The sequence below is a fragment of the Delftia deserti genome, assembly GCF_042653485.1.
GTDB classification, from domain to species: domain Bacteria; phylum Pseudomonadota; class Gammaproteobacteria; order Burkholderiales; family Burkholderiaceae_C; genus Comamonas; species Comamonas acidovorans.
Genome location: NZ_JBHSIH010000001.1, coordinates 3,758,558 through 3,783,294 on the forward strand (window position 1 = coordinate 3,758,558; position 24,737 = coordinate 3,783,294).

25 protein-coding genes and 1 pseudogene are annotated in these 24,737 nt (G+C 66.7%); 8 read left to right on the forward strand and 18 right to left on the reverse strand.

From position 1 onward, the window contains the following. Positions 1 to 7 precede the first annotated feature (7 nt). Positions 8 to 2,443: an LPS-assembly protein LptD gene (locus ACFPFG_RS18080; RefSeq protein WP_183018762.1), complete on the reverse strand. Its 2,436-nt coding sequence runs from the start codon at positions 2,441 to 2,443 to the stop codon at positions 8 to 10. A 92-nt stretch (positions 2,444 to 2,535) separates the two neighbouring features. Between ACFPFG_RS18080 and ACFPFG_RS18085 the strand changes: the two genes are divergently transcribed. Next, positions 2,536 to 3,633 (forward strand): aminoglycoside phosphotransferase family protein, encoded by a 1,098-nt coding sequence (locus ACFPFG_RS18085; RefSeq protein WP_197954157.1) that lies wholly within the window; start codon positions 2,536 to 2,538, stop codon positions 3,631 to 3,633. A 13-nt stretch (positions 3,634 to 3,646) separates the two neighbouring features. After that, a complete protein-coding gene (locus ACFPFG_RS18090) occupies positions 3,647 to 4,399 on the forward strand; it encodes a 16S rRNA (uracil(1498)-N(3))-methyltransferase (RefSeq protein ID WP_380107682.1) in 753 nt (250 codons plus the stop codon). Here ACFPFG_RS18090 and ACFPFG_RS18095 read toward each other — a convergent pair. Both ACFPFG_RS18095 and ACFPFG_RS18100 read right to left on the reverse strand, forming a co-directional pair. Further along, positions 4,386 to 5,264: an alpha/beta hydrolase gene (locus tag ACFPFG_RS18095; RefSeq protein ID WP_183018759.1), complete on the reverse strand. Its 879-nt coding sequence runs from the start codon at positions 5,262 to 5,264 to the stop codon at positions 4,386 to 4,388. The genes ACFPFG_RS18090 and ACFPFG_RS18095 overlap by 14 nt on opposite strands. Continuing rightward, positions 5,264 to 6,772, reverse strand: a complete 1,509-nt coding sequence (locus ACFPFG_RS18100; protein WP_380107684.1) for a M20 family metallopeptidase — start codon at positions 6,770 to 6,772, stop codon at positions 5,264 to 5,266. Before ACFPFG_RS18100 ends, ACFPFG_RS18095 begins: the two co-directional genes overlap by 1 nt. Positions 6,773 to 6,783: 11 nt before the next feature. Here ACFPFG_RS18100 and ACFPFG_RS18105 point away from each other — a divergent pair, with 11 nt between their 5' ends. Together ACFPFG_RS18105 and ACFPFG_RS18110 are read left to right on the forward strand one after the other, a co-directional pair. Beyond that, complete coding sequence (locus tag ACFPFG_RS18105) at positions 6,784 to 7,284, forward strand: MerR family transcriptional regulator (RefSeq protein WP_380107686.1); 501 nt, start codon at positions 6,784 to 6,786, stop codon at positions 7,282 to 7,284. A 38-nt stretch (positions 7,285 to 7,322) separates the two neighbouring features. Beyond that, complete coding sequence (locus tag ACFPFG_RS18110; protein WP_380107687.1) at positions 7,323 to 7,964, forward strand: NAD(P)H-dependent oxidoreductase; 642 nt, start codon at positions 7,323 to 7,325, stop codon at positions 7,962 to 7,964. On the opposite strand, the gene ACFPFG_RS18115 is transcribed toward ACFPFG_RS18110, so the two are convergent. From ACFPFG_RS18115 to ACFPFG_RS18130, 4 genes are all read right to left on the reverse strand, one after another. Next, complete coding sequence (locus ACFPFG_RS18115) at positions 7,948 to 9,111, reverse strand: glycerophosphodiester phosphodiesterase (RefSeq protein WP_380107689.1); 1,164 nt, start codon at positions 9,109 to 9,111, stop codon at positions 7,948 to 7,950. The two genes, ACFPFG_RS18110 and ACFPFG_RS18115, sit on opposite strands and share 17 nt — an antisense overlap. A 70-nt stretch (positions 9,112 to 9,181) precedes the next feature. After that, positions 9,182 to 9,766, reverse strand: coding sequence for a methionine biosynthesis protein MetW (gene metW, locus ACFPFG_RS18120; RefSeq protein ID WP_012207840.1), 585 nt, complete (start codon positions 9,764 to 9,766; stop codon positions 9,182 to 9,184). Continuing rightward, positions 9,763 to 10,911: a homoserine O-succinyltransferase MetX gene (gene metX, locus ACFPFG_RS18125; RefSeq protein WP_197954166.1), complete on the reverse strand. Its 1,149-nt coding sequence runs from the start codon at positions 10,909 to 10,911 to the stop codon at positions 9,763 to 9,765. The genes metW and metX overlap by 4 nt, the downstream gene beginning before the upstream one ends. A 106-nt stretch (positions 10,912 to 11,017) precedes the next feature. Beyond that, on the reverse strand, positions 11,018 to 11,596 hold the full coding sequence (locus ACFPFG_RS18130; RefSeq protein WP_034397481.1) for a TMEM165/GDT1 family protein: 579 nt from the start codon (positions 11,594 to 11,596) through the stop codon (positions 11,018 to 11,020). A 493-nt stretch (positions 11,597 to 12,089) separates the two neighbouring features. Here ACFPFG_RS18130 and ACFPFG_RS18135 point away from each other — a divergent pair, with 493 nt between their 5' ends. Both ACFPFG_RS18135 and ACFPFG_RS18140 read left to right on the forward strand, forming a co-directional pair. Then, positions 12,090 to 12,464 (forward strand): RNA recognition motif domain-containing protein, encoded by a 375-nt coding sequence (locus tag ACFPFG_RS18135; RefSeq protein ID WP_012207843.1) that lies wholly within the window; start codon positions 12,090 to 12,092, stop codon positions 12,462 to 12,464. Between the two features lie 255 nt (positions 12,465 to 12,719). Next, positions 12,720 to 13,241 carry an RNA recognition motif domain-containing protein gene (locus ACFPFG_RS18140; protein WP_197954167.1) on the forward strand — a complete coding sequence of 174 codons (522 nt, stop codon included), beginning with the start codon at positions 12,720 to 12,722 and terminating at the stop codon, positions 13,239 to 13,241. 104 nt (positions 13,242 to 13,345) lie between these two features. On the opposite strand, the gene ACFPFG_RS18145 is transcribed toward ACFPFG_RS18140, so the two are convergent. The 4 genes from ACFPFG_RS18145 to ACFPFG_RS18160 are packed head-to-tail and all read right to left on the reverse strand — an operon-like array spanning position 13,346 to position 16,363. Further along, complete coding sequence (locus ACFPFG_RS18145) at positions 13,346 to 14,146, reverse strand: SDR family oxidoreductase (protein WP_380107692.1); 801 nt, start codon at positions 14,144 to 14,146, stop codon at positions 13,346 to 13,348. 41 nt (positions 14,147 to 14,187) lie between these two features. Further along, positions 14,188 to 14,805, reverse strand: coding sequence for an LPS export ABC transporter periplasmic protein LptC (gene lptC, locus ACFPFG_RS18150; protein WP_197954169.1), 618 nt, complete (start codon positions 14,803 to 14,805; stop codon positions 14,188 to 14,190). Then, complete coding sequence (locus ACFPFG_RS18155; protein ID WP_183018751.1) at positions 14,802 to 15,362, reverse strand: KdsC family phosphatase; 561 nt, start codon at positions 15,360 to 15,362, stop codon at positions 14,802 to 14,804. The genes lptC and ACFPFG_RS18155 overlap by 4 nt, the downstream gene beginning before the upstream one ends. Beyond that, positions 15,362 to 16,363, reverse strand: coding sequence for a KpsF/GutQ family sugar-phosphate isomerase (locus tag ACFPFG_RS18160; RefSeq protein ID WP_183018750.1), 1,002 nt, complete (start codon positions 16,361 to 16,363; stop codon positions 15,362 to 15,364). The genes ACFPFG_RS18155 and ACFPFG_RS18160 overlap by 1 nt, the downstream gene beginning before the upstream one ends. A 97-nt stretch (positions 16,364 to 16,460) precedes the next feature. On the opposite strand from ACFPFG_RS18160, the gene ACFPFG_RS18165 reads away from it, so the two are divergent. Further along, complete coding sequence (locus tag ACFPFG_RS18165; protein WP_012207849.1) at positions 16,461 to 17,018, forward strand: adenine phosphoribosyltransferase; 558 nt, start codon at positions 16,461 to 16,463, stop codon at positions 17,016 to 17,018. Between the two features lie 17 nt (positions 17,019 to 17,035). Here the strand turns inward: ACFPFG_RS18165 and ACFPFG_RS18170 are convergent, their stop codons facing one another. From ACFPFG_RS18170 to rpmH, 7 genes and pseudogenes are all read right to left on the reverse strand, one after another. Continuing rightward, the gene (locus ACFPFG_RS18170) at positions 17,036 to 17,773 is read right to left on the reverse strand and encodes a hypothetical protein (protein ID WP_183018749.1); all 738 of its coding nucleotides are present in this window, start codon (positions 17,771 to 17,773) and stop codon (positions 17,036 to 17,038) included. A 176-nt stretch (positions 17,774 to 17,949) separates the two neighbouring features. Beyond that, a complete protein-coding gene (locus ACFPFG_RS18175; protein ID WP_183018748.1) occupies positions 17,950 to 18,429 on the reverse strand; it encodes a Crp/Fnr family transcriptional regulator in 480 nt (159 codons plus the stop codon). A 218-nt stretch (positions 18,430 to 18,647) separates the two neighbouring features. Then, entirely contained in the window at positions 18,648 to 20,069 is a 1,422-nt protein-coding gene (gene mnmE, locus ACFPFG_RS18180) for a tRNA uridine-5-carboxymethylaminomethyl(34) synthesis GTPase MnmE (RefSeq protein ID WP_380107695.1), read from the reverse strand. A gap of 98 nt (positions 20,070 to 20,167) precedes the next feature. Continuing rightward, positions 20,168 to 21,880 (reverse strand): membrane protein insertase YidC, encoded by a 1,713-nt coding sequence (gene yidC, locus ACFPFG_RS18185; protein ID WP_183018746.1) that lies wholly within the window; start codon positions 21,878 to 21,880, stop codon positions 20,168 to 20,170. Continuing rightward, a pseudogene (gene yidD, locus ACFPFG_RS18190) lies at positions 21,877 to 22,168 on the reverse strand (membrane protein insertion efficiency factor YidD). Before yidD ends, yidC begins: the two are co-directional and overlap by 4 nt. Then, positions 22,165 to 22,674, reverse strand: a complete 510-nt coding sequence (locus ACFPFG_RS18195) for a ribonuclease P protein component (RefSeq protein WP_183018744.1) — start codon at positions 22,672 to 22,674, stop codon at positions 22,165 to 22,167. The pseudogene yidD and the gene ACFPFG_RS18195 overlap by 4 nt, the downstream one beginning before the upstream one ends. Positions 22,675 to 22,732: 58 nt before the next feature. Further along, complete coding sequence (gene rpmH, locus ACFPFG_RS18200; protein ID WP_012207856.1) at positions 22,733 to 22,867, reverse strand: 50S ribosomal protein L34; 135 nt, start codon at positions 22,865 to 22,867, stop codon at positions 22,733 to 22,735. A gap of 414 nt (positions 22,868 to 23,281) precedes the next feature. Here rpmH and dnaA point away from each other — a divergent pair, with 414 nt between their 5' ends. After that, entirely contained in the window at positions 23,282 to 24,688 is a 1,407-nt protein-coding gene (dnaA, locus tag ACFPFG_RS18205) for a chromosomal replication initiator protein DnaA (protein WP_088166400.1), read from the forward strand. The last annotated feature ends 49 nt before the right edge of the window (positions 24,689 to 24,737 follow it).

Here is a 24,737-nt window from a genome sequence, read left to right on the forward strand (position 1 = left end):
CTTGGCTCTAATCGTAATTGGTGAAGCGGCTGGGAGGCGTCACGGACTCGCGCAGGTACTGGTAGCGCGGCACATTCTGCTTGAGGCTGCGCTGCGGGTCTGCACCCAGGCTCAGCCGCGAGAAGCCGACGAACTCGATCTGGAACAGCAGCCGGGTGTTGGACTGGGTGATGGAGCTTTGCAGGCGCTCCAGCACCACGCGGCCAATCCAGCAGCAGCCGTCGTACTCCAGCCCGACCACGGTATCGACGAGCTTGCGATCCTTCAGACTGTAGTTCAGCCGGCCCACCGTGTACCAGCGCCCGCCGCCCTGGCCACGGCCGGCACCCAGGTCGCGCCCCTTGTCGCCCCACAGGTCGTTGATGGGCCATTGCCAACCCACATCGACCAGCTTGCTGGCGTCGGTACGCGCCACGGTGTCGTACTGGGTACGGTAGGCCACGTTCACCGTGCGATACGAGCTGGGGCTGTAGCGCGCGCCGAACGTCGTGCGCACCGAGCGGTTGAGGTCGCGGTTGTACTGGGTCGTGCCTTCGGTGGACCAGGCATCGGTCCAGTTGATGGCCGCGCCCAGCAGCACGTCGGACAGCCGGCTGGTTGCAGGCACCTCGCCGGGCAGGATGACCTTCTGGTCGGAGAAGCGCACGCGCTGCGCAATGCCGAAGCGCGCCTTTTCCGCACCCGTGGCCCCGTCGATCAGGCGCGTGGTCGCGCCCAGGGTCAGCAGGTGGTTGTCGGCAATGCGGTCCTGGCCGTTGTAGTCGTTCTCGGAGTAGATGCTTGCGAAGTTGAAGTCGTTGCGCGCCGTGTCGTACAGCGGCAGAAAGCTCTGGTCGCGGTAGGGCGTGTAGGTGTAGAAGGCGCGCGGCTCGAAGGTCTGCAGCAGCTGGCGACCGAACAGCGTGGTGTCGCGCTCGAACACCAGGCCGCTGTCCACGCTGACCGTGGGCAGCGTGCGCGAGGCATTGCGGCTGCCGTTGCTCATCAGGCTGTCCACCTGGTAGTTGCTGGTGTGCAACTGGATCTTGGGCGTGATGAAGGCGCCTGGCGACAGGAAGGGGCGGCTCACCTGGGCCAGCATGTAGCTGCGCTGGCCATTGTTGTAGGTCATGCCGGCCAGCGGCTTGTCGATCTCGAAGCGCGTGGTGTCGGCCACGAAGCTGAAGTCCAGGCCGTGCGGCAGGTCCAGCGGCGTGTAGCGCCATTGCAGTTGCGGCTTCATGCCGTAGGGCGGGGCAATGGGCGCCGTCACATCCTGCATGGTCTGCCAGTACAGGGTGCGCAGGGTCAGCACGTTGTCGCCACGCGCCCAGGACAGGTTCACATCGTTGGGCAGCAGGCGCTCGCGCAGCGTTTTGGCCGCCAGCGGGAAGTCGCGCCAGTAGTTGTCGTCGCTGACGCGGTTGAGGTTCATGTTCAGGCCCAGGCCACCGATGGGCGAATCAATGACGCCCCGGTGCTGCAGCGAGTAGGCCCAGCGGTCCCGGTCACGCTGGCGGTCGCCGGGCATGTAGGCCGCATAGGCCTCGCCCGAATAGGTGGGCTCCAGATAGCGGAACTGGGCGCCCAGGTTGACGCCACGCTTGCTCATGACCGAGGGATACAGGGTCATGTCGCGGTTGGGCGCAAGGTTCCAGTAGTAGGGCTGCGTGTATTCGATGCCGCTGAGCTTGTCCAGGCCCATGGTGGGAGGCAGCAGGCCCGACTTGCGCTTGTCCGACAGCGGAAAGCTCATGCGCGGCACGGGCAGCACGGTCACGCCCTTGAACTGCAGGGCCGCACCCTCGGCCACGCCCACTTCCTCGGCCATATCGATGTGCAGGGTCCGGGCGCGCAGCATCCAGGCCGGCTCCCAGCTGGCCTCGTCGTCGCGCTGGCAGGTGGTATAGGTGGCATCGTGGACCACGGCATGGTCGCGGTCGATGAAGTCCACGCGCGAGGATTTGCCGTAGGCGCCATTGGCCAGGAAGCGATAGCCGGCGTTGTCGAAAAAGCCCTTGAAGGCATCGACCTCCAGGTCCAGCTGCGTGCCCTCGTAGACGTTGCCGGCCTGGTTGATGTGCACCGCGCCCGAGGCATTGACGCGGTCGTCGGGCACCTGGTATTCAAGCCGGTCGGCGCGGATCATGGTGTCGCCACGGCGCAGTTCGGCATTGCCCTCGACCACCGAGTTGATGTCCGGCTGGCCGCTGAGCGCGTCGCCGCGCACATAGACGGGCTGCTGGGAGCGCACCGCCTCGGGATAGGTTTCCTGCATCAGCGTGCTGGGGCGCAGCGGGCGGACTTGCTGCAGCATGCCTTCGTCGGCTGCAGCGGGCTGGGCCTGGGCCATCGTCGAGCCACCGGCCCATGCGAGAGCCACAAGCCAGGCCAGCGGGCGTACAGCGGGGCGCGCGGGCGCGCGGGCAGCCAGCGGATCGGGGAGCGGCGGTCGGAGGTACACGGTGGTCAACAGCGGCGGGTGGACAAAGGCGCAAGCCTAGCATCACCGCCGGGCATTCGCCGGGGTGGCGGTTTGTAGAATCGCGATTATCCATGAGCCATCCAAACACCCCCACGGCCGGCGTTGTCTGGGCCGACCCCGCCCGCCACGCCGCCTTCGACGCCTGGCTGGCCCCGCTGTCCGCCCGCCACGCGCTGCGCCCCGAAACCCTGCGTCCTGCCTCGGCCGATGCCAGCTTTCGCCGCTATCTGCGCCTGGACACCAGCGCGGGCGCCAGCCTCATCGTCATGGATGCCCCGCCGGACAAGGAAGATTGCGCGCCCTTCGCCAAGGTGCAGGCGCTGATGGCCTCGGCCGGGCTGGCCGTGCCGCAGATCCTGGACTGGGATGCGGTGCACGGTTTCATGCTGCTGTCCGACCTGGGCGGCCACACCGTCATCGAGGCGCTGGACCCGGAAAAGCCCCAGGACGCGGAAGCCTGGTACCGCTCGGCGCTGGAGGTCCTGCTGGCCTGGCAGACCGCCTCTCGCCCCGACGTGCTGCCCGCGTATGACGACGCCCTGCTGCGCCGCGAGCTGCAGCTGTTCCCCGACTGGTACATCGCGCGCCACCGCGAGACCGTGCTCGACGACAAGCAGCAGGCCACGCTGGCCAAGGCCTTCGACCAGATCGTGGCCCACAACCTGGCCGCGCCCAGCGTCTTCGTGCACCGCGACTTCATGACGCGCAATCTCATGCAGCCCGTGACCGCCAGCGGTCCGCTGGGCGTGCTGGACTTCCAGGATGCGGTCTATGGTCCGGTGACCTATGACATCGCCAGCCTGCTGCGCGATGCCTTCATCAGCTGGGAAGAGGACTTTGTCATCGACATTACCGTGCGTTACTGGGAAAAGGCGCGCAAGTCGGGATTGGTCGGCGCGCGCAGCCAAAGCGGCTGGGGCGACGATTTCGGCGAGTTCTACCGGGGCGTGGAGTGGATGGGCCTGCAGCGCCACCTCAAGGTGGCCGGCATCTTCGCGCGGCTGACGCTGCGCGACGGCAAGCCCCGCTACCTGGCCGACGCGCCGCGCTTCATCCACTACATCCGCTCCACCTGCAGCCGCTACCGCGAGCTGACGCCGCTGCTGCGCCTGGTGGACCAGATCGAAAACATCCAGCCCCAGGTCGGCTGGGCCTACGGGCGCGTCTGAGAACGGATACGCCATGCCACGCTTTCACTGCCCCATTGCGCTGCGCAGCGGCGCCGACATCGACCTGCCGCCCGGCGCGGCACGCCATGTGCAGGTGCTGCGCCTGCAGCCCGGCGACGGCATCACCCTCTTCGAAGGCCGCGCCGGCGAAGGCTTCAGCGGCGGCGAGTTCGAGGCCACGGTCCTGCGCATGGGCCGCAGCGACGTGGCCGTGCGCATAGGCGCGCACCACGCCGTGGAACGCGAGCCCCTGCGCCCCGTGCACCTGCTGGCAGGCATCACGGCCAACGAACGCATGGACTGGCTGGTGGAGAAGGCGGCCGAGCTGGGCGCCGCCAGCATCACCCCGCTGGTGGCCGAGCGCAGCGTGCTCAAGCTCAAGGGCGAGCGCGCCGAGAAAAAACTCGCCCACTGGCAGGCCGTGGCCGTATCGGCCTGCGAGCAGTGCACGCGCAACCGCGTTCCCCCGCTGCACACCCCTGCAGACCTGGAGGACTGGCTGGATGGCGGTGCGAAACAGCTGCCGCCCGGCACGCTGCGCCTGCTGCTGTCGCTGGGCGAGGGCACGCGGCCGCTGGGTGAGATCCTGGATGCCACGGCCGAGGATGCACCCGTGGTCTTTCTCTCCGGCCCCGAGGGCGGCCTGTCGCCTGCCGAGGAGGCCCTGGCCCGCGCCCAGAGCTTTGTGCCCGTCACGCTGGGGCCGCGCGTGCTGCGCGCGGAAACCGCGCCCCTGGCTGCGCTGGCGGCGCTCACGCTGGGCTGAAGCGGCCCAGCCAGTCGCGCAGCCGCGCGAACACGGGCGCGGCGAAGTCATCGCGCTCGTTGAACAGCTCGTGGTAGGCGCCGTCAAAGCACTGCGCCTGTACCACGGCCGGCGGCGCGCGGTCGGAAAAGGCCTGGCTGCCGGCCGGCGCCACCAGCCTGTCGTCCCCCGCCCACAGCAGCAGGCTGGGTACACTCCAGCCGCCCGCACGGGCCAGCACCTGCGGCCCGCCCTGCGCCAGAAAGCGCGCCAGCCGTGCGCTGATGCGGTCATGGCACAGCGGATCGGCACGGTAGGCATCACAGACCGCCGCGTCATGCGAGAGATAGGGAATCTGCAGGCCGTTGGACACGCGCAGGTCGGGCACCAGGCGCGGCAGCGTGCCCACGAGCAGCTTCTGGATGGGCGACAAACCCACGTCGAAGGCCGGCGAGGACAGCACCAGCGCATCGACAGGCCGGATGGCCCGGGCCACGAACAGCGCAGCCACCAGGCCGCCCAGGCTGTGGCCCAGCAGCACCAGCGGCTGGCCAGCGGGCTGCTGGGCACGCGTGGCATCGACCACGGCCGCAAGGTCATCCAGCAGCCGGCCATCGGCCGTCAAGCCGCCGCGCGGCCCTGCCGAGCGCCCATGGCCGTATTGGTCGTAGCCGCGCACCGCATAGCCCCAGGCATTGAGGCGCCGGGCCAGCGCCTCATAGCGGCCTATGTGCTCGCCCAGGCCGTGCACCAGCAGCACGGTGGCGCGCGCCTGGCCCTCGTCCACGGGCCAGTCGCGCAGTGACAGCTCGGCACCGTCGCCGGACGCAAGGCGCGTGAGCTGGCCTTGCGAGGCGGGTCCCGGGACGGGGGCCGGCACTGCCATCACGCCACGCCCGCAGCGCCCGCCTCGGCGGCTGCCTGCGCGCAGGCCATGGCGGCGATCACCTGGGCCACGGCGGCCGTGAGCTTCTTGGCATAGGGCACGTGCAGGAACTCATTGGGACCGTGGGCATTGCTCTTGGGACCGAGCACGCCGCAGACCATCATCTGGGCCTTGGGAAAGCCCTGGCTGAGCATGTTCATCAGCGGAATCGTGCCGCCCTGGCCGATGTAGCCGCAGGAGGCGCCGAAATGCGCCTGGCTTGCCGCGTTGAGCGCGTCCTCGAACCAGCCGTCCATGGCCGGCGCATTCCAGCCGCTGGCGCCCGACAGGCCCTGCCAGGTCACACGGGCCTGGTAGGGCGCGTTGTCCTCCAGCAGCACCTTCATCTCCTGCACGCAGGCGGCGGCATCGACCAGGGGCGGCAGGCGCAGGCTGAGCTTGAAGGCGGTATACGGGCGCAGCACGTTGCCGGCGTCCTGCAGGGCGGGCAGGCCCTCGGCGCCGGTCACGCTCAACGTGGGCTCCCAGGTGCGCTTGACCAGGGCCTGGACCGGGTCGGTGGTGGTGGGCAGGGCGAACAGCGTGGAGCCGCCGCAGTCGTAGTGCGCCCAGGGGAAGCGGGCATAGGTTTCCTCGCCCAGGATGGCTGCCGTGGCGCGCATCTGGGCCATGCGCTCGGCCGGAACCTCGCAATGGAAGCTGGCGGGCAGCAGGCGCCCGGTCTTGCTGTCCTCCAGCCGGTCCAGCACCTGGCGCAGGATGCGGAAGGACGACGGCACGACGCCCGAGGCATCGCCCGAATGCACGCCCTCGGTGAGGATTTCCACCTTCAGCGTGCCGCTGGCCATGCCGCGCAGGCTGGTGGTCAGCCACAGCTGGTCGTAGTTGCCGGCGCCGCTGTCCAGGCAGATCACCAGGCCCACATCGCCCAGGCGCGGACGCAGGGCATCGACATAGGGCAGCAGGTCGCGCGAGCCGCTTTCCTCGCAGGTCTCGATCAGGCCCAGGATGCGCGGGTGCGGCACGCCCTGGCGCTTGAGCTCCTGCACGGCCGCGATGCTGGCGTAGACCGCATAGCCGTCGTCGGCGCCGCCACGGCCATAGAGCTTGCCGTTCTCGTACTTGGGCGTCCACGGGCCCAGGTCGCTGCGCCAGCCGTCGAACTCGGGCTGCTTGTCCAGGTGGCCGTACATCAGCACCGTGGGGCTGGAGGCCGCCTTGTCCTGCGTGCCTTCCACTTCGAAGAACAGCACCGGCGTGCGGCCCGGCTGGCGCACGATCTCCAGCGTCAGGCCGGCCACCTTCTGCGCCAGCACCCAGTCGGCCGCATTGCGCAGCACGGTCTCCAGGTGGCCTTGCTGCTCCCAGTCGGGCGCGAACATGGGCGATTTGGCGGGAATGGCGATGTACTCGGTCAGCGCCGGGACGATGCGCTCGTCCCAGGAGCGGCCGATCTGGTCCAGCGCGGCTGCGGGCTGCAGCAGTTGTGAAGGAGTGCGTGCGTTCATGGCGGGTCCTCGTGTCATGGGTCGGCGCACCGTTCGAGCGAAGCCAGCGCCGCGATCCGGTCATTGTGCGCCAAGGCGGCACGGACCCCGGATACCCCGTCGCCAACGACTACGATCGCGCCATGTATATCGGAGAACTCGCCCGACGCGCCGGCTGCTCGCCCAAGGCCGTCCGGCTCTATGAATCACGGGGCCTGCTCGGCGCCGTGGCACGGGCAGGCAGCTACCGTGTCTATGGCGAGCAGGACCTGGTGCTTGTGCAGCGCATACGCCAGGCGCTGGGACTGGGCTTTCGGCTGGACGAGCTGCACGGCCTGCACCGCATCCATGAGGCCACAAGCTGGGAAGCCCTGGCCCGGCTGCTGCGCGAGCGCAGCATCCAGGTTCAGGCGGACATCCGGCGCCTCCAGGCGCAGCAGTCCCAGTTGGCGGCACTGGAGCGTGAACTGCTCGAATGCCGCCTGGAGCCGGCAGATGCCAGAGAACGCGCCTGCGAAACCGCCTTGGCTTGATCCAGGGACTTGACCCTGCCCCTTGGGGCAAGGCGAACATGGGTGCCATGTCTCCAAGCACCACGCCCCCCCATCATCCCCAGCGCATCCTGATCATCCTCGGCCACCCGTCGCCCAGCAGCCTGTGCGCCGGCCTTGCCGATGCCTACGCCCAGGGCGCACGCGACAGCGGCGCCGAGGTACGCCTGCTGCGCCTGGGCGAGCTGGACTTCGACCCGCTGCTGCATGCCGGCTACCGCCAGGACCAGCCCCTGGAGCCTGACCTGCAGCGGGCCCAGGCCGACATCCTCTGGGCCAGCCACCTGGCATGGGCCTATCCGACCTGGTGGGGCGGCCTGCCGGCCTTGCTCAAAGGCTTCATCGACCGCATCTTTCTGCCGGGCTTCGCCTTCAAGTACCGCAAGGGCTCGATGCTGTGGGACCGGCTGTTGGCCGGCCGCACGGCCGACCTGCTGGTGAGCATGGATTCACCGCCCTGGTACTACCGCTGGGTGGCGCACATGCCGGGCCACCACCAGATGCGCCGCGCCATCCTGGAATTCAGCGGCATCCGGCCGGTACGCATACACAGTTTCGGGCCCGTGCTCGGCGCCGATGCCGCACGCCGCCAGCAGTGGCTGGAGCAGGCGCAGGCAGCAGGCCGGCGCGCGGCGGCGCGCCGTCTCAAGGCTTCGGTTTGAGCAGGTCATCGATGGCCGCGCGCCCCACCGACGGATCGTCGGTGAAGATGCCGTCGATGCCGGTGCGCAGGAAATCGTCCATGTCGGCCCGTGCATTGCCGCGCCGGGTGCCGTCCTGTGCGGGCGGCGATTTCAGGCTCAGGGGCAGGAAGGCGTTCTCGGGCCGCAGCGTCCAGGGATGGACCAGCAGCCCTGCGCGATGGGCATCGGCCACCAGCGCAGTGGGCGCGGCATTCGCGCCCTGCACCACGGGGATCACCATGCTCTTGCTCGGCCCTATGCCGTTGGCGTAGCGCGCAATCTCGGCCAGGCCTGCGGGCGTGATCATGTCGGCATAGCCAGGCCCCGTGCCGCGTGCCGCGCTGTCATAGGGCTTGCCCTTGGGCGCCAGCAACTGCACCAGGCGCAGGCTGCTGCGCGCACGGATCCAGCGCAGGTTCTCGACCTCGAAGGACTGCACGAACACCGGCGCCTGTGCATGGTTCCAGCCGTTGTCCGCGAGCAGCTTGAGCAGCACGGGCTCCAGCGGCAGGCCGATGGACTGGAAGTAGCTCGGATGCTTGGTCTCGGGATAGATGCCTATGGTGCGGCTCGTGCGTGCGCTTTCGGATCGGGCCAGGTCGATGACCTCCTGCAGCGTGGGCACCTCGAAACGGTCATTGAACTGCACATTCGCCGGGCGGATCGCAGGAATGCGCTCACGCGCGCGCAGCGTCTTCAGCTCGGCCAGCGTGAAATCCTCCACGAACCAGCCCGTGATGGCCTGCCCGTCGATGGTTTTGGTGGTCTTGCGCGTCGCGAATTCGGGGCGGTCGGCCACATTGGTCGTGGCCTCCTTGAGGCTGCCGTCGGCCGCCAGGATGGCGATGGCGTTCTCATGCCGCGCCACCAGCACGCCATCGCGCGTGATGACCAGGTCGGGCTCGATGAAGTCGGCGCCCGCGCGTATGGCCTCGCGGTAGGCCTCCAGCGTGTGCTCGGGGCGCAGCGCCGACGCGCCGCGGTGCGCGATCAGCGCGGGCCGCGGCGGCCAGTCAGCGGCCTGCGATGGGGAATTGGTGGTCTGCGGCGTGGCGCAGCCTGCCAGCAGCAGGCCGGCGGCCGCGCCGGCCAGGCCCAGCGCGCGGCGGCGTGGGAAGCGGTTCATGTCGGTCTCCTGAATCCGGGGTCGGCCGATTGTGCGCCCCGGCGATGACACGGACATGGCCTCGCGCCGCTCAGGCGTGCTCGAAATGGAAGACGGCCGTGCCCGCCATGAGATTGGGCAGGGTGCGCACGCTGCGGCCATCCTGCAGGCCGAAGGAGTCCAGGATGCGCAGCCGGTTGCGGGTGGCCAGCACCTCGAAGTCCTTGTAGGTGCCCACGCGGATATTGGGCGTGTCATACCACTGGTAGGGCAGGCGCCGCGTCACCGGCATGCGCCCGCGCAGCACGGACAGGCGGTTGGGCCAATGCGCGAAGTTGGGGAAGGCGACGATGCCCGCGCGGCCTATGCGCGCCGTCTCCTGCAGCATGGTCTCGGCATTGCGCAGATGCTGCAGCGTATCGATCTGCAGCACCACGTCGAAGCTGTTGTCCTGGAAGATGGCCAGGCCGTCCTCCAGGTTCAGCTGCAGCACGTTCACGCCCCGGCGCACGCAGGCCAGCACGTTGGCGTCGTCCAGCTCCACGCCGTAGCCGGTGCAGCCGCGCTCGCGCTGCAGGTGCGACAGCAGGGCGCCATCGCCGCAGCCCAGGTCGAGCACGCGCGAGCCCTTGGGGATCAGGCGCGCAATCGCCTGCATGGTGTTCAGCTCGGTCATGCGGCCTCCTTGGCGGCTGTCGTGGTTTCCTGGGCGATGCCGTCGAAGTAGGAGCGCATCACGTTCATGTAGCGGGGGTCGTCGAGCAGGAAGGCGTCATGGCCGTGGGGCGCGTCGATCTCGGCGTAGCTGACGTCGCGGTTGTTCTCCAGCAGCGACTTGACCAGCTCGCGGCTGCGCGCGGGGGCAAAGCGCCAGTCGGTGGTGAAGCTCACCAGCAGGAAGCCGGCCTTGGCCACGGACAGCGCCCGGGTCAGGTCGCCGCCATGCGCGCGCGCCGGGTCGAAATAATCGAGCGCACGCGTGATCAGCAGGTAGGTGTTGGCGTCGAAGTAGCTGCTGAACTTCTCGCCCTGGTAGCGCAGGTAGCTCTCGATCTGGAACTCCACGTCCTGCGTGCTGTACTTCAGGTCCAGCCCTTCCCTCAGCTGGCGGCCGAACTTCTGGTTCATCACGTCGTCGCTGAGGTAGGTGATGTGACCGATCATGCGGGCGATGCGCAGGCCCCGCGCCGGCACCACGCCGTGCTCGTAGAAATGCCCGCCGTGGAAATCCGGGTCGGTGACGATGGCGCGGCGCGCCACCTCGTTGAAGGCGATGTTCTCGGCATTGAGGTTGGGCGCGCTGGCCACGACCACGGCGTGGCGCATGCGGTCAGGGTGGCGCAGCGACCACGACAGCGCCTGCATGCCGCCCAGGCTGCCGCCCAGCACGGCGGCCAGCTGGTCAATGCCCAGCCGGTCCAGCAGCCGGGCCTGGGCGTCCACCCAGTCCTCCACCGTGACCACGGGGAAGTCGGCGCCATAGATCTTGCCGGTGTCGGGATGCGCGTGCATGGGGCCGGTCGAGCCGAAGCACGAGCCCAGGTTGTTCACGCCGATCACGAAGAACCGGTTCGTATCCACGGGCTTGCCCGGGCCGATCATGTTGTCCCACCAGCCCTCGCTCTTGTCCTGGCCCTCGTAGACGCCTGCCACATGGTGGGAGGCATTGAGCGCATGGCAGACCAGCACCGCGTTGCTGCGGTCGGCATTGAGCTGCCCGTAGGTCTCGTAGGCGAGGTCGTAGTCCCGGATCGAGCCGCCGCCCTGCAGCGGCAGGGGCTCGTCGAAGTGCATGGTTTGTGGTGTGGCGATGAAGGACATGAAAAAACCCGGCATCGCTAAAAACGAGGCCGGGTTCTCTGGTGTCGTCTTTAGCAGGATTTATAAAGCGCCCGCAAGCAGAAGCAAATCGGCGCATGAAGGCTCATTATGCCAAAACACCCGTCCCCGGAAGGAACAGGGCCAGCACGCCCAGCACCAGGAAGATCACGGCCGACACCACATGCACCAGGCGTATGGGCACGCGCTTGACCAGCTTGTCGCCCAGCCACACCACAGGCGCGTTGGCCAGCATCATCCCCAGCGTCGTGCCGGCCACCACCCACAGGTAGGCGTTGTACTTGGCCGCCAGCATCACGGTGGCGATCTGCGTCTTGTCACCCATCTCTGCCAGGAAGAAGGCCACCAGCGTGGTGCCGAAGACGCCCCAGCGCGAATGCCCGGAGACCTCGTCCTCGTCGAGCTTGTCGGGGATCAGCATCCAGATCGCCATGGCGATGAAGGACAGGCCCAGGATCCAGCGCATGGCGTTCTCGCCCAGGTAGCTGGTGATCCAGGCGCCCACGGCACCGGCCAGCGCATGGTTGACCAGCGTGGCCACGAAAATGCCCGCAACGATGGGCCAGGGTTTGCGAAAACGCGCGGCGAGCACCAGCGACAGCAGCTGGGTCTTGTCCCCCATCTCGGCAAGGGCGACGACGGAGGTTGAAATCAGGAAGGCTTCCATGGTGTGGGGATTTATCCGGCCGGATAGAGCACGCATTGACCACGCTCCGACTCCGGCCTTTGGATCGGTGCGCGGTCAATGGTCTCGACCGGTCACACGCAGCATTGCACTGCGCGCCGCATGCGCCATAGGCCAGCGAAGGCCCAAGTTTGTTGACGCATGCATCCGGCTGCTGAGCCGAACGATCTACTCCCCAAAGACTGAGCCAGCGATCATAGCAGCACCCCGATCCGCATGCCGGCCACCACTGCCGCCACGGCACTTGCTTATGCGTTGCCGCAATTTCAGGGTTACTCCCAGGGGCATTCTGTGGCGGGCACGACGAATTTTTGCGAAACAGTAATAACGTGCGAAAACTTCTGCCACATAATGGGCAGGCTTTCGTTCGGGCTTCGGCTCAATGAGGGCGAGTGCGTTTGCGTCTCTAACGTTGTCATCCCGTGTTGACTCCCTAGGGCTCCATCGCGTTTTCCAGTTTTTTCAGGAGTCCTCCATGGGCAACAAGCTTTACGTCGGCAACCTGCCGTACACCTTCCGTGACAGCGATCTGGAGCAAGCCTTCAGCGAATTCGGCGCCGTCAACAGCGCCAAAGTGATGATGGAGCGCGACACCGGCCGTTCCAAGGGTTTCGGCTTCGTCGAAATGGGCAGCGATGCCGAAGCACAAGCTGCTATCCAAGGCCTGCACGGCCAAAACCGCGGCGGCCGTGACCTGGTGGTCAACGAAGCCCGTCCGATGGAGCCCCGCGCTCCCCGTAGCGGCGGCTTCGGCGGCGGCTTTGGTGGTGGCGGCGGTGGCGGCGGCTTCGGCGGCGGCAACCGTGATGGCGGCTACGGCGGTGGCGGCGGCCGTCGCAACAGCTACTAAGCACTCGCTTAGAGCTTGCGTTAGCAAAAAAATGGGGCCTTCGGGCCCCTTTTTTGTTGCCAAACGTTATCAGCTTGTGTTTTCGAGCATTTATCTTTTTGATTTTTGTGCTTCATAATTTGGTTTCGGGCAGACCCGTTCGAACGCTATGTGTTTAGGAAGGTTGGACAGGCTCTTGTATACAAAGAACCTGATGTCTGTGCGTCCTGAAGCCGAGCGCAAACCAGTGAGCATTGAGGAGTTGAGGAGTTTTTGATGGGCAATAAGCTTTACGTCGGCAACCTTCCCTATGGTGTGCGTGACAACGACTTGGAGCAGGCATTCAGCCAGTTCGGCGCTGTCACCAGCGCCCGGGTCATGATGGAACGCGACACAGGCCGCTCCAAGGGATTCGGGTTTGTCGAAATGGGCAGCGATGCCGAGGCACAGGCAGCCGTTCAGGGCATGAATGGCCAACCATTGGGCGGGCGCAGCCTCGTGGTGAACGAAGCGCGCCCCATGGAGCCTCGTCCACCGCGCTCGGGCGGCTTTGGTGGCGGCGGCTATGGCCGTGGTGATGGCGGCGGCGGTGGCTACGGTGGCGGTGGCCGCGGTGATGGCGGAGGCTACGGACGCAGCGATGGCGGCGGCGGCGGTGGCTATGGCCGTGGTGACGGCGGTGGAGGCGGCGGCTACGGCGGCCGTGGCGATGGTGGTTTCCGCAGTCCCTATGGCTCCGGCCCCCGCAATGGCGGCCGTGGCGGCGGCTGGGGAAACAACAATAACAACGGAGAATGAGGCCCCCGGTCTCCATGCTCCCCCAAACAAGAAAAGGCTCCTTCAGGGAGCCTTTTTGCGAGTGCAAGTTTATGCATAAACATATTCCCCGGGCACGATGAACTTCAGGGATTTTTAGAATGACGATGTTTGCGCTTTCGTCCTACAAGCAGCCGGTCAAACAAGGGGTTGGGCAGAATTTTCATCAAACGTCCGACCCATGCCATTTGCCAGGGGATGATGGCCAGGCTGCGCCCGGCATCAATGGAGCTCCAGGCCCTCGCCGCAAACTCATGGGGCTGCAATAGGAATGGCATGCCATACCGGTTACCGCGTGTGAGGGGTGTATCCACATAACCAGGAAGCAATGTAGTGACTTTTACGCCACTACTGCGCAATTCACCGCGAAGGCTTTCGCAATAGGCAATGACTGCAGCCTTGCTGGCGCAATAAGCACCGTGTCCCGGCAGGCCGCGCAGCCCGGCCACACTGGCGATACCGACCAACTGCCCGCTGCCACGCCGCACCATGGGCGCGATAAAGGGATGGAAGCTGGCCGCCACGCCCATGGTGTTGACGGCCAGCACCTGCTGCATGGTGTCGATATCCTCGCGCATCGAGGTGTCCACGCCCCAGCTGACGCCGGCATTGGCAATCACGACATCGGGCAGGCCCTGCTGCTGCTCGCAGCGCCGGGCGGCAGCGATGATGCTGTCGGGCACGGCCACATCGGCCTCGTAGATGGCAAAGCGCGACGCTGCCAGGCCCTGCTGCTCAGCCCATTGCGCCATCACGTCGCCACGCCGCGCAACCAGTGCCAGCGACCAGCCTTGCTGGTAGGCATGCCAGGCCAGGGCCTGGCCTATGCCGCTGGATGCACCGGTGATGAAGGCCAGGGGCGCCGGGCTGCGCGAGGATGTCGTCATGGCTTGTTCTCCATCGGCAGGCCTGCGCTGGCGCTGGCGCCTTACCGGGTCCTGGACGGCTGCAGGGTGCCGCGCACGCGGCCCTGCAGCTTCATCACCAGATCCAGGTTGCTGTACTGCATGCTGTCGGCCGTGAAACGGTCCTTGCCACGGGTCAGCACCACGGGCTGGTTGGAGCTCACTCTTTCCTCGTTGGGCCAGGCGTGCAGGAATTCGCCCTGGAATTGCAACTGCGGTTGCGGCTGTTTACCTGCCGTCACAAATGGCTCGCGCGTGACGACGGCATTGCCGAACATCTGCACCTCGGAACCATCGGCATTGCTCAGCGCCCGCTTGGCGCTGCCGCGCGTGATGCGGCCTTCAGGCGAGACTGCGAACATGCGCACATTGTCGATTTCGAGGGTGTCGGTATCCGGATAGTGGCGGCCCACGCTGCCCTCGATCTGGCTCTTGAGGCGCCCCGTGGCGTCGAAGCTCTTGATCGAGAAATCCTTCATGAAGTAGTCGGGCTCGTGCGCCACGGCCTTTTCGGTGCCGCTGGCCACGGGCTGCGGAGCATTGCGCACCAGCCACCAAGTGCCCAGCGCCAGCAGGCCCATCAGCAGCACGGGCAGGTACAGGGAAAGCCGGTCACCGACGCGGCGCCAGGCCTGGATCATGATGCGTATTCCGCCAGCAGCCCGGCATAGGCGCCACGCGCGGCCAGCAGCAGGTCGCACAGCTGGCGCACCGCCCCTTCACCACCGCTGCGCGGCGTGATCCAGTCGGCCACGGCCAGCACCTCGTCATGGGCGTTGGCCGGCGCGCAGGCAAAGGCGCAGCGCCGCATCACGGGCAGGTCGGGCCAGTCGTCGCCCATGGCTGCCGCCTGGTGCCACTGCAGGCCCAGCTCGCCCAGAATGGCCTCGGCGGCAGGCACCTTGTCTTCCGTGCCAAAGCGCGCATGCGTGACGCCCAGATTGCTCAACCGCAGGCGCAGGGCCGGCGAGTCGCGGCCCGTCACCACGGCGGGCGTGATGCCGGCCTTTTGCAGCAGTTTCAGGCCATGGCCGTCCAGCGTGTTGAAGCGCTTGAGCACCTCGCCCTCGCCAGAGAACAGCAGGCCGCCATCGGTGAGCACGCCATCGACATCGAAGAAGGCCACCCGCACATCCTGTGCCAGCAGCAGCAGTTGTGCGTCCCAGTTCTGCACGGGCGTCAAGGGAGCGCGTGCCATCAGATCACCTTGGCGCGCATCAGGTCGCGGATATGGACCACGCCGCGCAGCTGGCGCTGCGCATCGGCCACCAGCACCGCGGTGATGCCGTGCTCCTCCATCATGCTGGCGGCGTCCACGGCCAGCGCGTCTTCGGCGATGGTGCGGGGCCCCTTGTGCATGACATCGCCAGCCTGCAGTGCGCGCAGGTCGGTGCCGGCCTCCACGCGGCGGCGCAGGTCTCCGTCGGTGAAGATGCCTTGCAGCACGCCTGCCGCATCGACGATGGCCGAGCAGCCCAGGCCCTTGGCGCTCATCTCGCGCATCAGTTCGACAAAGCTGGCATCGGTCCCGACCTTCGGCAGCTCGTTGCCGCTGCGCATGACATCGCGCACATGGGTCAGCAGCTTGCGGCCCAGCGCGCCGCCCGGATGGGAGCGCGCAAAGTCCTCGGCGCCAAAGCCGCGCGCATCGAGCAAGGCCACGGCCAGGGCATCGCCCATGGCCATTTGCGCCGTGGTGCTGGCCGTTGGCGCCAGGTTCAGGGGGCAGGCCTCGCGCTCGACACGGGTGTCCAGCACCCAGTCGGCATGGCGGGCCAGCGTGGATTGCGCGCCGCCGGTCATGGCCACCAGCGCGATGCCCTGGCGCTTGATGGCGGGCAGCAGCGCGGCGAGCTCGTCGGCCTCGCCGCTGTTGGACAGCGCCAGCACCAGGTCGATGCCGGTCACCATGCCCAGATCGCCATGGCTGGCCTCGGCCGGATGCACGAAGAACGCAGGCGTGCCCGTGGAAGCCAGGGTGGCAGCCACCTTGCGCCCGACATGGCCGCTCTTGCCCATGCCCATCACGACGACGCGGCCGGACAGCCGCAGGATGCGCTGCACCACTTCGCCGAACACGCCATCGAGGCGCTGCGACATGGCTTGAAGGGCATCGGCCTCGATGCCCAGGGTGTCGCGGGCCAGGCGCAGGGCACGGGGCGTGTCCAGCGCATCCAGGGTGGCAGCATCAGAATTCATCTGGATGATTTTAGGCGGTCTGGCCATCCGGCGGCGGCGGTCGCCATCAGGCGCCTGGGTACACTGGCCCGTCTTCTCCAGCCCCCGATCCAGCGCCATGCATACCACCCCCAGCGTCAACGACTACCTGCGCACCCACATACGCACCGTTCCCGACTGGCCGGCGCCCGGCGTGCAGTTCCGCGACATCACGCCGCTGCTGCAGGACCCGCAGGTGTTTCGCGTGATGACCGACGCCTTCGTGCACCGCTACATGCAGCGCGGCATGCGCCCCGATGTGGTGGCCGGGCTCGATGCACGCGGCTTCATCCTGGGCGCCGTGGTGGCCCACGAATTGGGTGTGGGATTTGTGCCCATCCGCAAAAAGGGCAAGCTGCCCTTCACCACGGTGGAGGAAACCTATGAACTCGAGTACGGCAGTGCCACCGTGGAGCTGCACACCGACGCCGTCAAGGCGGGCGACCGCGTGCTGCTGATCGACGACCTGATCGCCACCGGCGGAACCATGATGGCCGGCAAGAGATTGCTGGAGAAACTCGGCGCCACCGTGATCGAGGGCGCGGCCATTGTGGATCTGCCCGAGCTGGGCGGCTCCACCTTGCTGCGCGATAGTGGACTGCCGCTGTTCACGCTGGTGGATTTCGCCGGCCACTGAGCCAGGCAGCGGCCCGATCAGCGCAGTTCGCCGTACTGGGTGACACCCAGGTCCAGGTGGTCCAGCGTGCTGTTGGGAAAGTCCGCACCGCGATCGCCTGCACCTGGCCCGAGCAAGGGGCCGGAGCGGCGCACGCCAACGGCAGCTGCAGATCCCGTGCCACGGCGCGCCGAGGGCATGGCTGCCACGGCCAGCTTGAATGCCGCCATTTCCTGATCGTCTATGGGCTCGAACGGCGCCATGTCCTGCCTGCGGCGCTGTGGCGCTGCTGCTTCCATCGCGGCCGCCACCGGGACGGCCATGGGCGAGGCGGGGCGCGGGGCGCGCGTCGCCGCGGAATGCACCTGGGCTTGGGCCTGGGCTGCAGCGTTCTGGTCGCTGACCCGCCAGTACACGGCCGTCACGACCGCGCCCATGCGGGCCTTGGCGGCCTGGGCCAGCATGGCCTCGATCTCGCTGAGCCGCGCGGTTTCGCTGGCATAGGCCCGCGCCAAGTCCATCATCACCACGAAGCGCTGGCCCACGTTGTCCAGCGAGAGCACCTTGAACTTGTAGCTGGCCGACAACACACCGGCACGCACCATGACATCGCGCACCACACCGTAGAGCTGCTCACGGCGCTCGGAACGCTCGCTGCGGCGCCCGCCGGACCCCGCATCACGACGTGCCACGGAACTGGCCTGGCCATCGTCTCCAGGCGAACCACGGCCTTGATCTGGCTGAGGCTTGCGGGAAAACCAGTTGAACACAGACATGGGGGCTCTCATTGTCACGAATAGTCACAAACTCGCGGCATTGTGCCTGCAACTTGGCGACATTTTGAGCACAGGTGTTGCAAAAACCGCTGTATCAATTTGTCGCAAAGCAAAGCCCGGTCTGTAATCTGCCCCGGCCCCGCTGGGAGCCCTCTGAAGTGCTGTCCGGATGCAGTTCAGGTGCTGGCCACCCGGCGGCGGCTGTCCACCGCACGGCGGGCAAGCACCTGGCCGGCCGCCATGACCAGGGCCAGCGCCACACCGGGCTGGCGATTGCTGAGTTCGGCGAAGCGCATGGCCGTCAGGCACCACAGCCGTCCCGGCGCGGCCGCCTGCACGGTGGCATGGCGCGCGCGGTGCGCGAAGAAGGCGCCCTCGCCCAGGATGGAGCCCGGGCCGACGATGGCCAGGCGGATGCGTTCCTTCGTATCCTGGTAGTGCACGCTGAGGCTGCCGGACTCCACGAAGTACAGATTGCGGTCCAGCGAACCTTCGGCAAACAACAGCTCGCCTGCAGCCAGCATGACGGGCATCAGGTAAGGCGCCAACAGATCCCACTGCTCCAAGGTCAGCGCGTTCTGCACACCATCGACAGCCACGGCCGACGACATGGCCTGGGCCAGTGGCCGCAAATCATTGTGGGAGGAAGAAGACATGGCGGATCCGGTTCGAAGGGGGCCGCGCACCCGCGCCAGGGCTACGCCCGGCGGCAGGCAGCGACGAGGGTCGCTGCGGCACGCCGCATGCTAAGCGACAGCAGCGGACACGCCAATGCCGGTGCCCGGGTTTTCGTCGGCAAATTTTGTAGCAAAAGATAAATACTGCCGCTGCATCACCATCCGTGCAAGCGTGCCGGGCTGCACCGGCACTGCATTCACTTGCCGATGCAGAAGCTGGAAAAGATCACGCCCAGCAGATCGTCGGAGCTGAATTCCCCGGTGATGGAGTTCAGCGAGACCTGGGCCAGGCGCAGTTCCTCGGCCAGCAAGTCCAGGTGGGCGGCCTGGGCCGCCAGTTGCAGCTCGGCCTCCTGCAGGTGGGCGGCCACGGCCTGCAGTGCCTCCACATGGCGCGCACGCGCCAGATACAGACCTTCAGGGGCGGACTGCCAGCCGGCCACGTCGAGCAGGCGCCGGCGCAAGGCATCCAGGCCCTCGCCCGTGCGTGCCGACAGTGCCACGCTGCCTTCACGGCCGCCATGCGCCTGCATCCGGGCAGGTTCCGCGCGATCGGTCTTGTTCCAGACATCGATGACGGGCACCTGGCGCGGCAGCTTCTGGGCCAGGGTTTCGGCAATGGCGGCATCGGCCGCCAGGTAGTCGCCCTCGCCCATGCGTGTGAGGTCGTGCAGGAAGAGCACGGCATCGGCCGCGGCGATCTCGTCCCAGGCGCGCGCGATGCCGATGCGCTCGACCTCGTCGCTGCTCTCGCGAAGGCCCGCCGTGTCGATCACATGCAGCGGCACGCCCTCGATCTGGATGGTCTGCTGCACCTTGTCGCGCGTGGTGCCGGCAATCGGGGTGACGATGGCCAGCTCCGCTCCGGCCAGCGCGTTGAGCAGCGAGCTCTTGCCCGCATTGGGCTGGCCCGCGATCACGACCTTGATGCCTTCGCGCAACAGCGCGCCCTGGTGGGCGCGCGACAGCACCTGGTCCAGCTTGCCGCGCAGCCGCGTGAGCTGGCCGCTGGCATCGGCCTTTTGCAGGAAGTCGATCTCTTCCTCGGGAAAGTCCAGCGTGGCCTCGACCAGCATGCGCAGGTGCACCAGCGCGTCGCGCAGGCCATGGATTTCCTCGGAAAAAGCGCCCGACAGCGAACGGCTCGCACTGCGCGCGGCCGCCTCGGTGCTGGCGTCGATCAGGTCGGCAATGGCCTCGGCCTGGGCCAGGTCGATCTTGTCGTTGAGAAAGGCACGCTCGGTGAATTCACCTGGCTGGGCCAGGCGCAGGCCAGGCAGCACGCTGCGATGGCCTTCTGCCGAGGCTTGCGCAGCCTCCAGGCAGCGCGCCAGCAGCAGTTGCAGAACGACGGGGCCGCCGTGGGCCTGCAACTCCAGCACATCCTCGCCGGTATAGCTGTGCGGCGCCGGGAAGAACAGGGCCAGGCCGTGGTCGATGGGGCCGCCCTGGGCATCGCGAAACGGCAGATAGGTGGCCTCGCGCGGCTTGAGGTCGCGCCCGCACAGCGCCCGCACCAGCGGCGCCACGCCCTTGCCGGACACACGCACGATGCCCACGGCACCCCGCCCCGGGGCGGTGGCGATGGCGGCGATGGGGTCGTTGTGGCGGGGCAGCATGGATGGAGCTTTCTTGGGAGGGATTTCAGGCCGCCGATGATAGGCCGCCCATGAAAAAGCCCGCCGAAGCGGGCTTTGGAGCCAGGGCCTGTGCAGGCTTACTTGGCTGGCGTGGACTTGCCGAATTTGGGCAGGTTGAACTGCGGCGGCACGCCCATGCGGGTGTTGATGATCCACTGCTGGGCGATGGACAGGATGTTGTTCGTCAGCCAGTACAGCACCAGGCCGGCCGGGAAGAAGAAGAACATCACGCTGAAGACCAGGGGCATGATCCACATCATCTTGGCCTGCATCGGGTCCGGCGGAGCGGGGTTCAGCGCGGTCTGCAGCAGCGAGGACAGGGTCATCAGCACGGGCAGGATGAACAGCGGGTCCTTGGCCGACAGGTCGGTGATCCAGCCGATCCACGGCGCGTTGCGGATTTCCACGCTGGACAGCAGCACCCAGTACAGCGCGATGAACACCGGGATCTGGATGATGATGGGCAGGCAGCCGCCCATGGGGTTGACCTTTTCCTCGCGGTAGATGCGCATCATCTCCTGCTGCATCTGCTGGGGCTTGTCCTTGAGGCGCTCACGCATTTCCATGATGCGCGGGTTGATGGCCTTCATCTTGGCCATCGAGGAGTAGGCCTTGGCATTGAGCCAGTAGAAGGCGATCTTCAGCAGCAGCACCAGGGCCACGATGGACCAGCCCCAGTTGCCCAGGAAGCCGTGCAGCTTGTCCAGCAGCCAGTACAGCGGCTTGGCCAGGATGGTCAGCCAGCCATAGTCCTTGACCAGCTCCAGCCCGGGCGCCAGCGATTCCAGGCGCTTTTCGATCTGGGGACCGGCGAACAGGCGCGCTTCCACGCTCTTGCTCTGGCCGGGCTCGATGGTGCCCACGGGCGTGATCATGCCGACGGCGTAGAGGTTGTTGTCCACCTTGCGCAGGAAGTTCTCGCGCTGGACGCCCTCGGCCAGCAGCCAGGCGCTGGCGAAGTAATGCTGGACCATGGCCACGTAGCCGCCCGAGGAAGACTTCTCGACACTGGCCTTGCCGCTCTCGATGTCCTTGAACTCGACCTTCTGGTACTTCTTCTCGTCGGTGTAGACGGCCGGACCGGTGAAGGTGGAGTACATGGTGGACTCTTCGCCCTCAGGCTTGTTGCCGTCGCGCACCAGCTGCAGGTACAGCTGCGGGCTCACGGCGGCCGTGCCGGTGTTCACCACTTCATGGCGCACGCCGATGTCATAGGCGCCGCGCTTGAGCGTCCAGATCTTGACCAGCTTCACGCCACCCATGTCGGGCGACTCGAAGCGCAGCTCCATCTGGTCCTCGCCGTCCTTGAGCTCGCGTGCGCCGGGCAGCGCGGTCATGGTCGTCTTGTGCGTGGGGAAACCACCGCCGATCAGGCCCGACTGGCCCAGGTACACGCGGTGCACGCTCTCGTCGAACAGCACGACCGGCTTGTCCTTGTGGGCGGAGTCGGCGTATTTCAGCAACTCGGCATGGCGCAGCGTGCCGCCCTGGCTGTCGAAGGTCAGGCGCAGAACGTCGGTGCTGATCGTGACGTTCTGGCGCGGGGCTGCCTCGGGCGCGGCGGCAGCACCGCCAGGCACCTCGCCGGCACCGGCCGTTGCCGCAGCCGCCGCCGAGGGCACGCTGGCATCGCCGGGCGCCTTGCCCGTTTCAGGTGCCGGGGCCGTGGCGACGGCAGGCGCGGGGAAGAAAGTGGCCTTCTTGCCGCTGTGCACTTGCCATTTGTCCCATAGCAAGACCAGCGAAAAGCCAAATATCACCCACAGGATGGTGCGGCGAATATCGTTCATGAAGACTTCTTAGGTGAGGAAGGTTGGGTGTTTTCGGGCGCAGCCGTCAGGCTGGTGAACAGCCTGGGCTTTTGCTCTGGCACAGGGTCATGCCCCCCCGTCACACCACGGATGACAGCGCGCCAGGCGGCGCAGCGTCAGGTAGGAGCCTACCGCAGCGCCGTGTTGCTCCAACGCTTCAAGGGAATAGGCCGAGCAGGTGGGAGTGAAGCGGCAGGCCGAGCCCAGCCAGGGACTGAGCATCAGCCGATAGCCGCGCACCAGCGCCATCAGCAGCCGCTGCATCATGGCGCGACCCCGATGCTCTCGCCAGCGGCTGCGGCGCGTTCCTGTGCGGGCTGCGGCAGCCCGGGCGCAGGCTGCGACAGGCGTTTCGCGGCATAGGCGAACAACTGCTGCAGCTCGGCGCGCACGGCCTGCCGGAGCACATCAGAAGTGGCGCTCACGAACTGGCGCCGGTCAAAGCCCGAGCGCAGCCGCACCACATGGGCGCCTTGGAGCATCAGGTTCTCATGCTCGCTGCCCACGGCATAGATCTGCCGCTTGATGGTGTGTCGCGTCACCGAGCGGCGCGCCCAGCGCTTGGGCACCATGGCGCCCAGCCAGGCATCCTGGCGCACGGCGCCAACGCCGAACAGGGCCTGCGGGTCTTGCGACCCGGGCCCTGCCGGTGGCGCCATGGCGCCGCCCTGCTCCGTCAGAACGAGACGGTGCAGGGCGAAATGCGCGGTACGCGATACCGTACCGGCAGCCATGGCGGCCTGAAACTGCGGACGTGTTTTCAGCCGTTGCATGCCAGCACCCCGTTCAGGGGTTCAGTGCAGCGAGCAAACCGCCCAGCAATGGCTGGCCTTAGACGGCCAGACGCTTGCGGCCCTTGGCGCGGCGAGCGTTGATCACGGCGCGGCCGCCCTTGGTCTTCATGCGGACCAGAAAGCCGTGGGTGCGGGCGCGACGGGTCTTGGAGGGTTGGTAAGTACGTTTCATGTTGGTTCCTAGAGAAGGTTCAGTTTTGCACCGGTCCCGTATCCGGCACGCTACACGCAGTGCAGCCAGCAGCCGCCACAAAGGCAAACCGCCAGGCCACCTGCCAAAAATCTGCACGATGCACTTGCCATGTGCAGCCCAAGGCGCAACCCCGAGAGGTTTCGCCCAAGGCCGCCAGCGGCAGCATGCAGACCCGATGCAGACGGGCGGGACATATCACCCTGAACACATTCAGGGAAACCCGCGATTATCACAGCGTTGCCCGCTTGATGCAATGCCCTTCGAACCCGAAGGATGCCTGCCCATTTTGCGACAAGGCAGAGGACAAGCTCCTGATATTTTGTGGATAACTTCCGCAAAAGCTACAATGGCAGCCTCGCAACAGTTCCTCCTATCCACAACTAGACTTCGACAATGACAGAGGAACCTACGAACGATGCAGGCCAGGGCCTGTGGCAAGTCTGCGTTGAGCAACTGGGGCAGGAAATGCCCGAACAGCAGTTCAACACCTGGATCAAGCCCCTGACCGCGCACGTCGCCGAAGACTTCTCCAAAGTCACCGTCTACGTGGCCAACCGCTTCAAGCTCGACTGGATCCGCGCCCAATATGCAGGCCGCATCTCGGCCATGCTGGAGTCGCTCTATGGCCAGCCGGTGACGCTTGAGTTGGCACTCGCTCAGCGGGAAAGCGTTGTGCGGACTTACGTCCGCCCCTCCACCAGCGAGCGCTCGGCCCCGCCGGAAACCATTGTCACCTCGGTGCCCACGGTCACCAGCGAAGACGCGGCAGCGCCCGTCTTTCGCACGCGCCTGAACGCCGCGCTGACCTTCGAGACCCTGGTGGAAGGTACGGCCAACCGCATGGCACGCTCGGCCGCCATGCATGTGGCGGGCTCGCCCGGACACCTGTACAACCCGCTGTTCATCTACGGCGGCGTGGGCCTGGGCAAGACCCACCTGGTGCATGCCGTGGGCAACAAGCTGCTGGCCGACAAGCCCGACGCCAAAGTTCTCTACATCCATGCCGAGCAGTTCGTCTCGGATGTGGTCAAGGCCTACCAGCGCCGCACCTTTGACGAATTCAAGGAGCGCTACCACTCGCTGGATCTGCTGCTGATCGACGACGTGCAGTTCTTCGCCAACAAGGACCGCACGCAGGAGGAGTTCTTCAACGCCTTCGAGGCGCTGCTGGCCAAGAAGAGCCACATCGTGATGACCTCGGACACCTATCCCAAGGGTCTGGCGAACATCCACGAGCGGCTGGTATCGCGCTTCGACTCCGGGCTGACGGTGGCCATCGAGCCGCCCGAGCTGGAGATGCGCGTGGCCATCCTGATCAACAAGGCCCGCGCCGAGAACGCCGAGATGCCCGAGGAAGTCGCCTTCTTCGTGGCCAAGAACGTGCGCTCCAACGTGCGCGAGCTCGAAGGCGCGCTGCGCAAGATCCTGGCCTATTCGCGCTTCAACCAGAAGGAAGTCTCCATCCAGCTGGCCCGCGAGGCCCTGCGTGATCTGCTGTCCATCCAGAACCGCCAGATCAGTGTGGAGAACATCCAGAAGACGGTGGCCGATTACTACAAGATCAAGGTGGCCGACATGTACAGCAAGAAGCGCCCGGCCAGCATCGCACGGCCGCGCCAGATTGCCATGTACCTGGCCAAGGAATTGACCCAGAAGAGCCTGCCCGAGATCGGCGAGCTGTTCGGCGGGCGCGACCACACCACCGTGCTGCACGCGGTGCGCAAGATCGCCGGCGAACGCCAGCAACTGACCGAGCTGAACCAGCAGCTGCACGTGCTGGAGCAAACTCTCAAAGGTTGATGAAAACTCCCCCGTTCAGGTCGTATGTACGCGGCAAAATGGGGGATTC

Excerpts from the sequence above, each read along its gene's own strand:
- ACFPFG_RS18130 (WP_034397481.1), bottom strand. The coding sequence starts at position 11,596 with ATGGAAGCCTTCCTGATTTCAACCTCCGTCGTCGCCCTTGCCGAGATG.
- yidC (WP_183018746.1), bottom strand. The coding sequence starts at position 21,880 with ATGAACGATATTCGCCGCACCATCCTGTGGGTGATATTTGGCTTTTCG.
- rpmH (WP_012207856.1), bottom strand. The coding sequence starts at position 22,867 with ATGAAACGTACTTACCAACCCTCCAAGACCCGTCGCGCCCGCACCCAC.
- metW (WP_012207840.1), bottom strand. The coding sequence starts at position 9,766 with ATGACCGAGCTGAACACCATGCAGGCGATTGCGCGCCTGATCCCCAAG.
- ACFPFG_RS18100 (WP_380107684.1), bottom strand. The coding sequence starts at position 6,772 with ATGAACGCACGCACTCCTTCACAACTGCTGCAGCCCGCAGCCGCGCTG.
- dnaA (WP_088166400.1), top strand. The coding sequence starts at position 23,282 with ATGACAGAGGAACCTACGAACGATGCAGGCCAGGGCCTGTGGCAAGTC.
- ACFPFG_RS18160 (WP_183018750.1), bottom strand. The coding sequence starts at position 16,363 with ATGAATTCTGATGCTGCCACCCTGGATGCGCTGGACACGCCCCGTGCC.
- ACFPFG_RS18085 (WP_197954157.1), top strand. The coding sequence starts at position 2,536 with ATGAGCCATCCAAACACCCCCACGGCCGGCGTTGTCTGGGCCGACCCC.
- ACFPFG_RS18165 (WP_012207849.1), top strand. The coding sequence starts at position 16,461 with ATGCATACCACCCCCAGCGTCAACGACTACCTGCGCACCCACATACGC.
- ACFPFG_RS18115 (WP_380107689.1), bottom strand. The coding sequence starts at position 9,111 with ATGAACCGCTTCCCACGCCGCCGCGCGCTGGGCCTGGCCGGCGCGGCC.
- ACFPFG_RS18095 (WP_183018759.1), bottom strand. The coding sequence starts at position 5,264 with ATGGCAGTGCCGGCCCCCGTCCCGGGACCCGCCTCGCAAGGCCAGCTC.
- ACFPFG_RS18170 (WP_183018749.1), bottom strand. The coding sequence starts at position 17,773 with ATGTCTGTGTTCAACTGGTTTTCCCGCAAGCCTCAGCCAGATCAAGGC.
- ACFPFG_RS18110 (WP_380107687.1), top strand. The coding sequence starts at position 7,323 with ATGGGTGCCATGTCTCCAAGCACCACGCCCCCCCATCATCCCCAGCGC.
- ACFPFG_RS18155 (WP_183018751.1), bottom strand. The coding sequence starts at position 15,362 with ATGGCACGCGCTCCCTTGACGCCCGTGCAGAACTGGGACGCACAACTG.
- mnmE (WP_380107695.1), bottom strand. The coding sequence starts at position 20,069 with ATGCTGCCCCGCCACAACGACCCCATCGCCGCCATCGCCACCGCCCCG.
- metX (WP_197954166.1), bottom strand. The coding sequence starts at position 10,911 with ATGTCCTTCATCGCCACACCACAAACCATGCACTTCGACGAGCCCCTG.
- ACFPFG_RS18175 (WP_183018748.1), bottom strand. The coding sequence starts at position 18,429 with ATGTCTTCTTCCTCCCACAATGATTTGCGGCCACTGGCCCAGGCCATG.
- ACFPFG_RS18090 (WP_380107682.1), top strand. The coding sequence starts at position 3,647 with ATGCCACGCTTTCACTGCCCCATTGCGCTGCGCAGCGGCGCCGACATC.
- lptC (WP_197954169.1), bottom strand. The coding sequence starts at position 14,805 with ATGATCCAGGCCTGGCGCCGCGTCGGTGACCGGCTTTCCCTGTACCTG.
- ACFPFG_RS18135 (WP_012207843.1), top strand. The coding sequence starts at position 12,090 with ATGGGCAACAAGCTTTACGTCGGCAACCTGCCGTACACCTTCCGTGAC.
- ACFPFG_RS18145 (WP_380107692.1), bottom strand. The coding sequence starts at position 14,146 with ATGACGACATCCTCGCGCAGCCCGGCGCCCCTGGCCTTCATCACCGGT.
- ACFPFG_RS18140 (WP_197954167.1), top strand. The coding sequence starts at position 12,720 with ATGGGCAATAAGCTTTACGTCGGCAACCTTCCCTATGGTGTGCGTGAC.
- ACFPFG_RS18195 (WP_183018744.1), bottom strand. The coding sequence starts at position 22,674 with ATGCAACGGCTGAAAACACGTCCGCAGTTTCAGGCCGCCATGGCTGCC.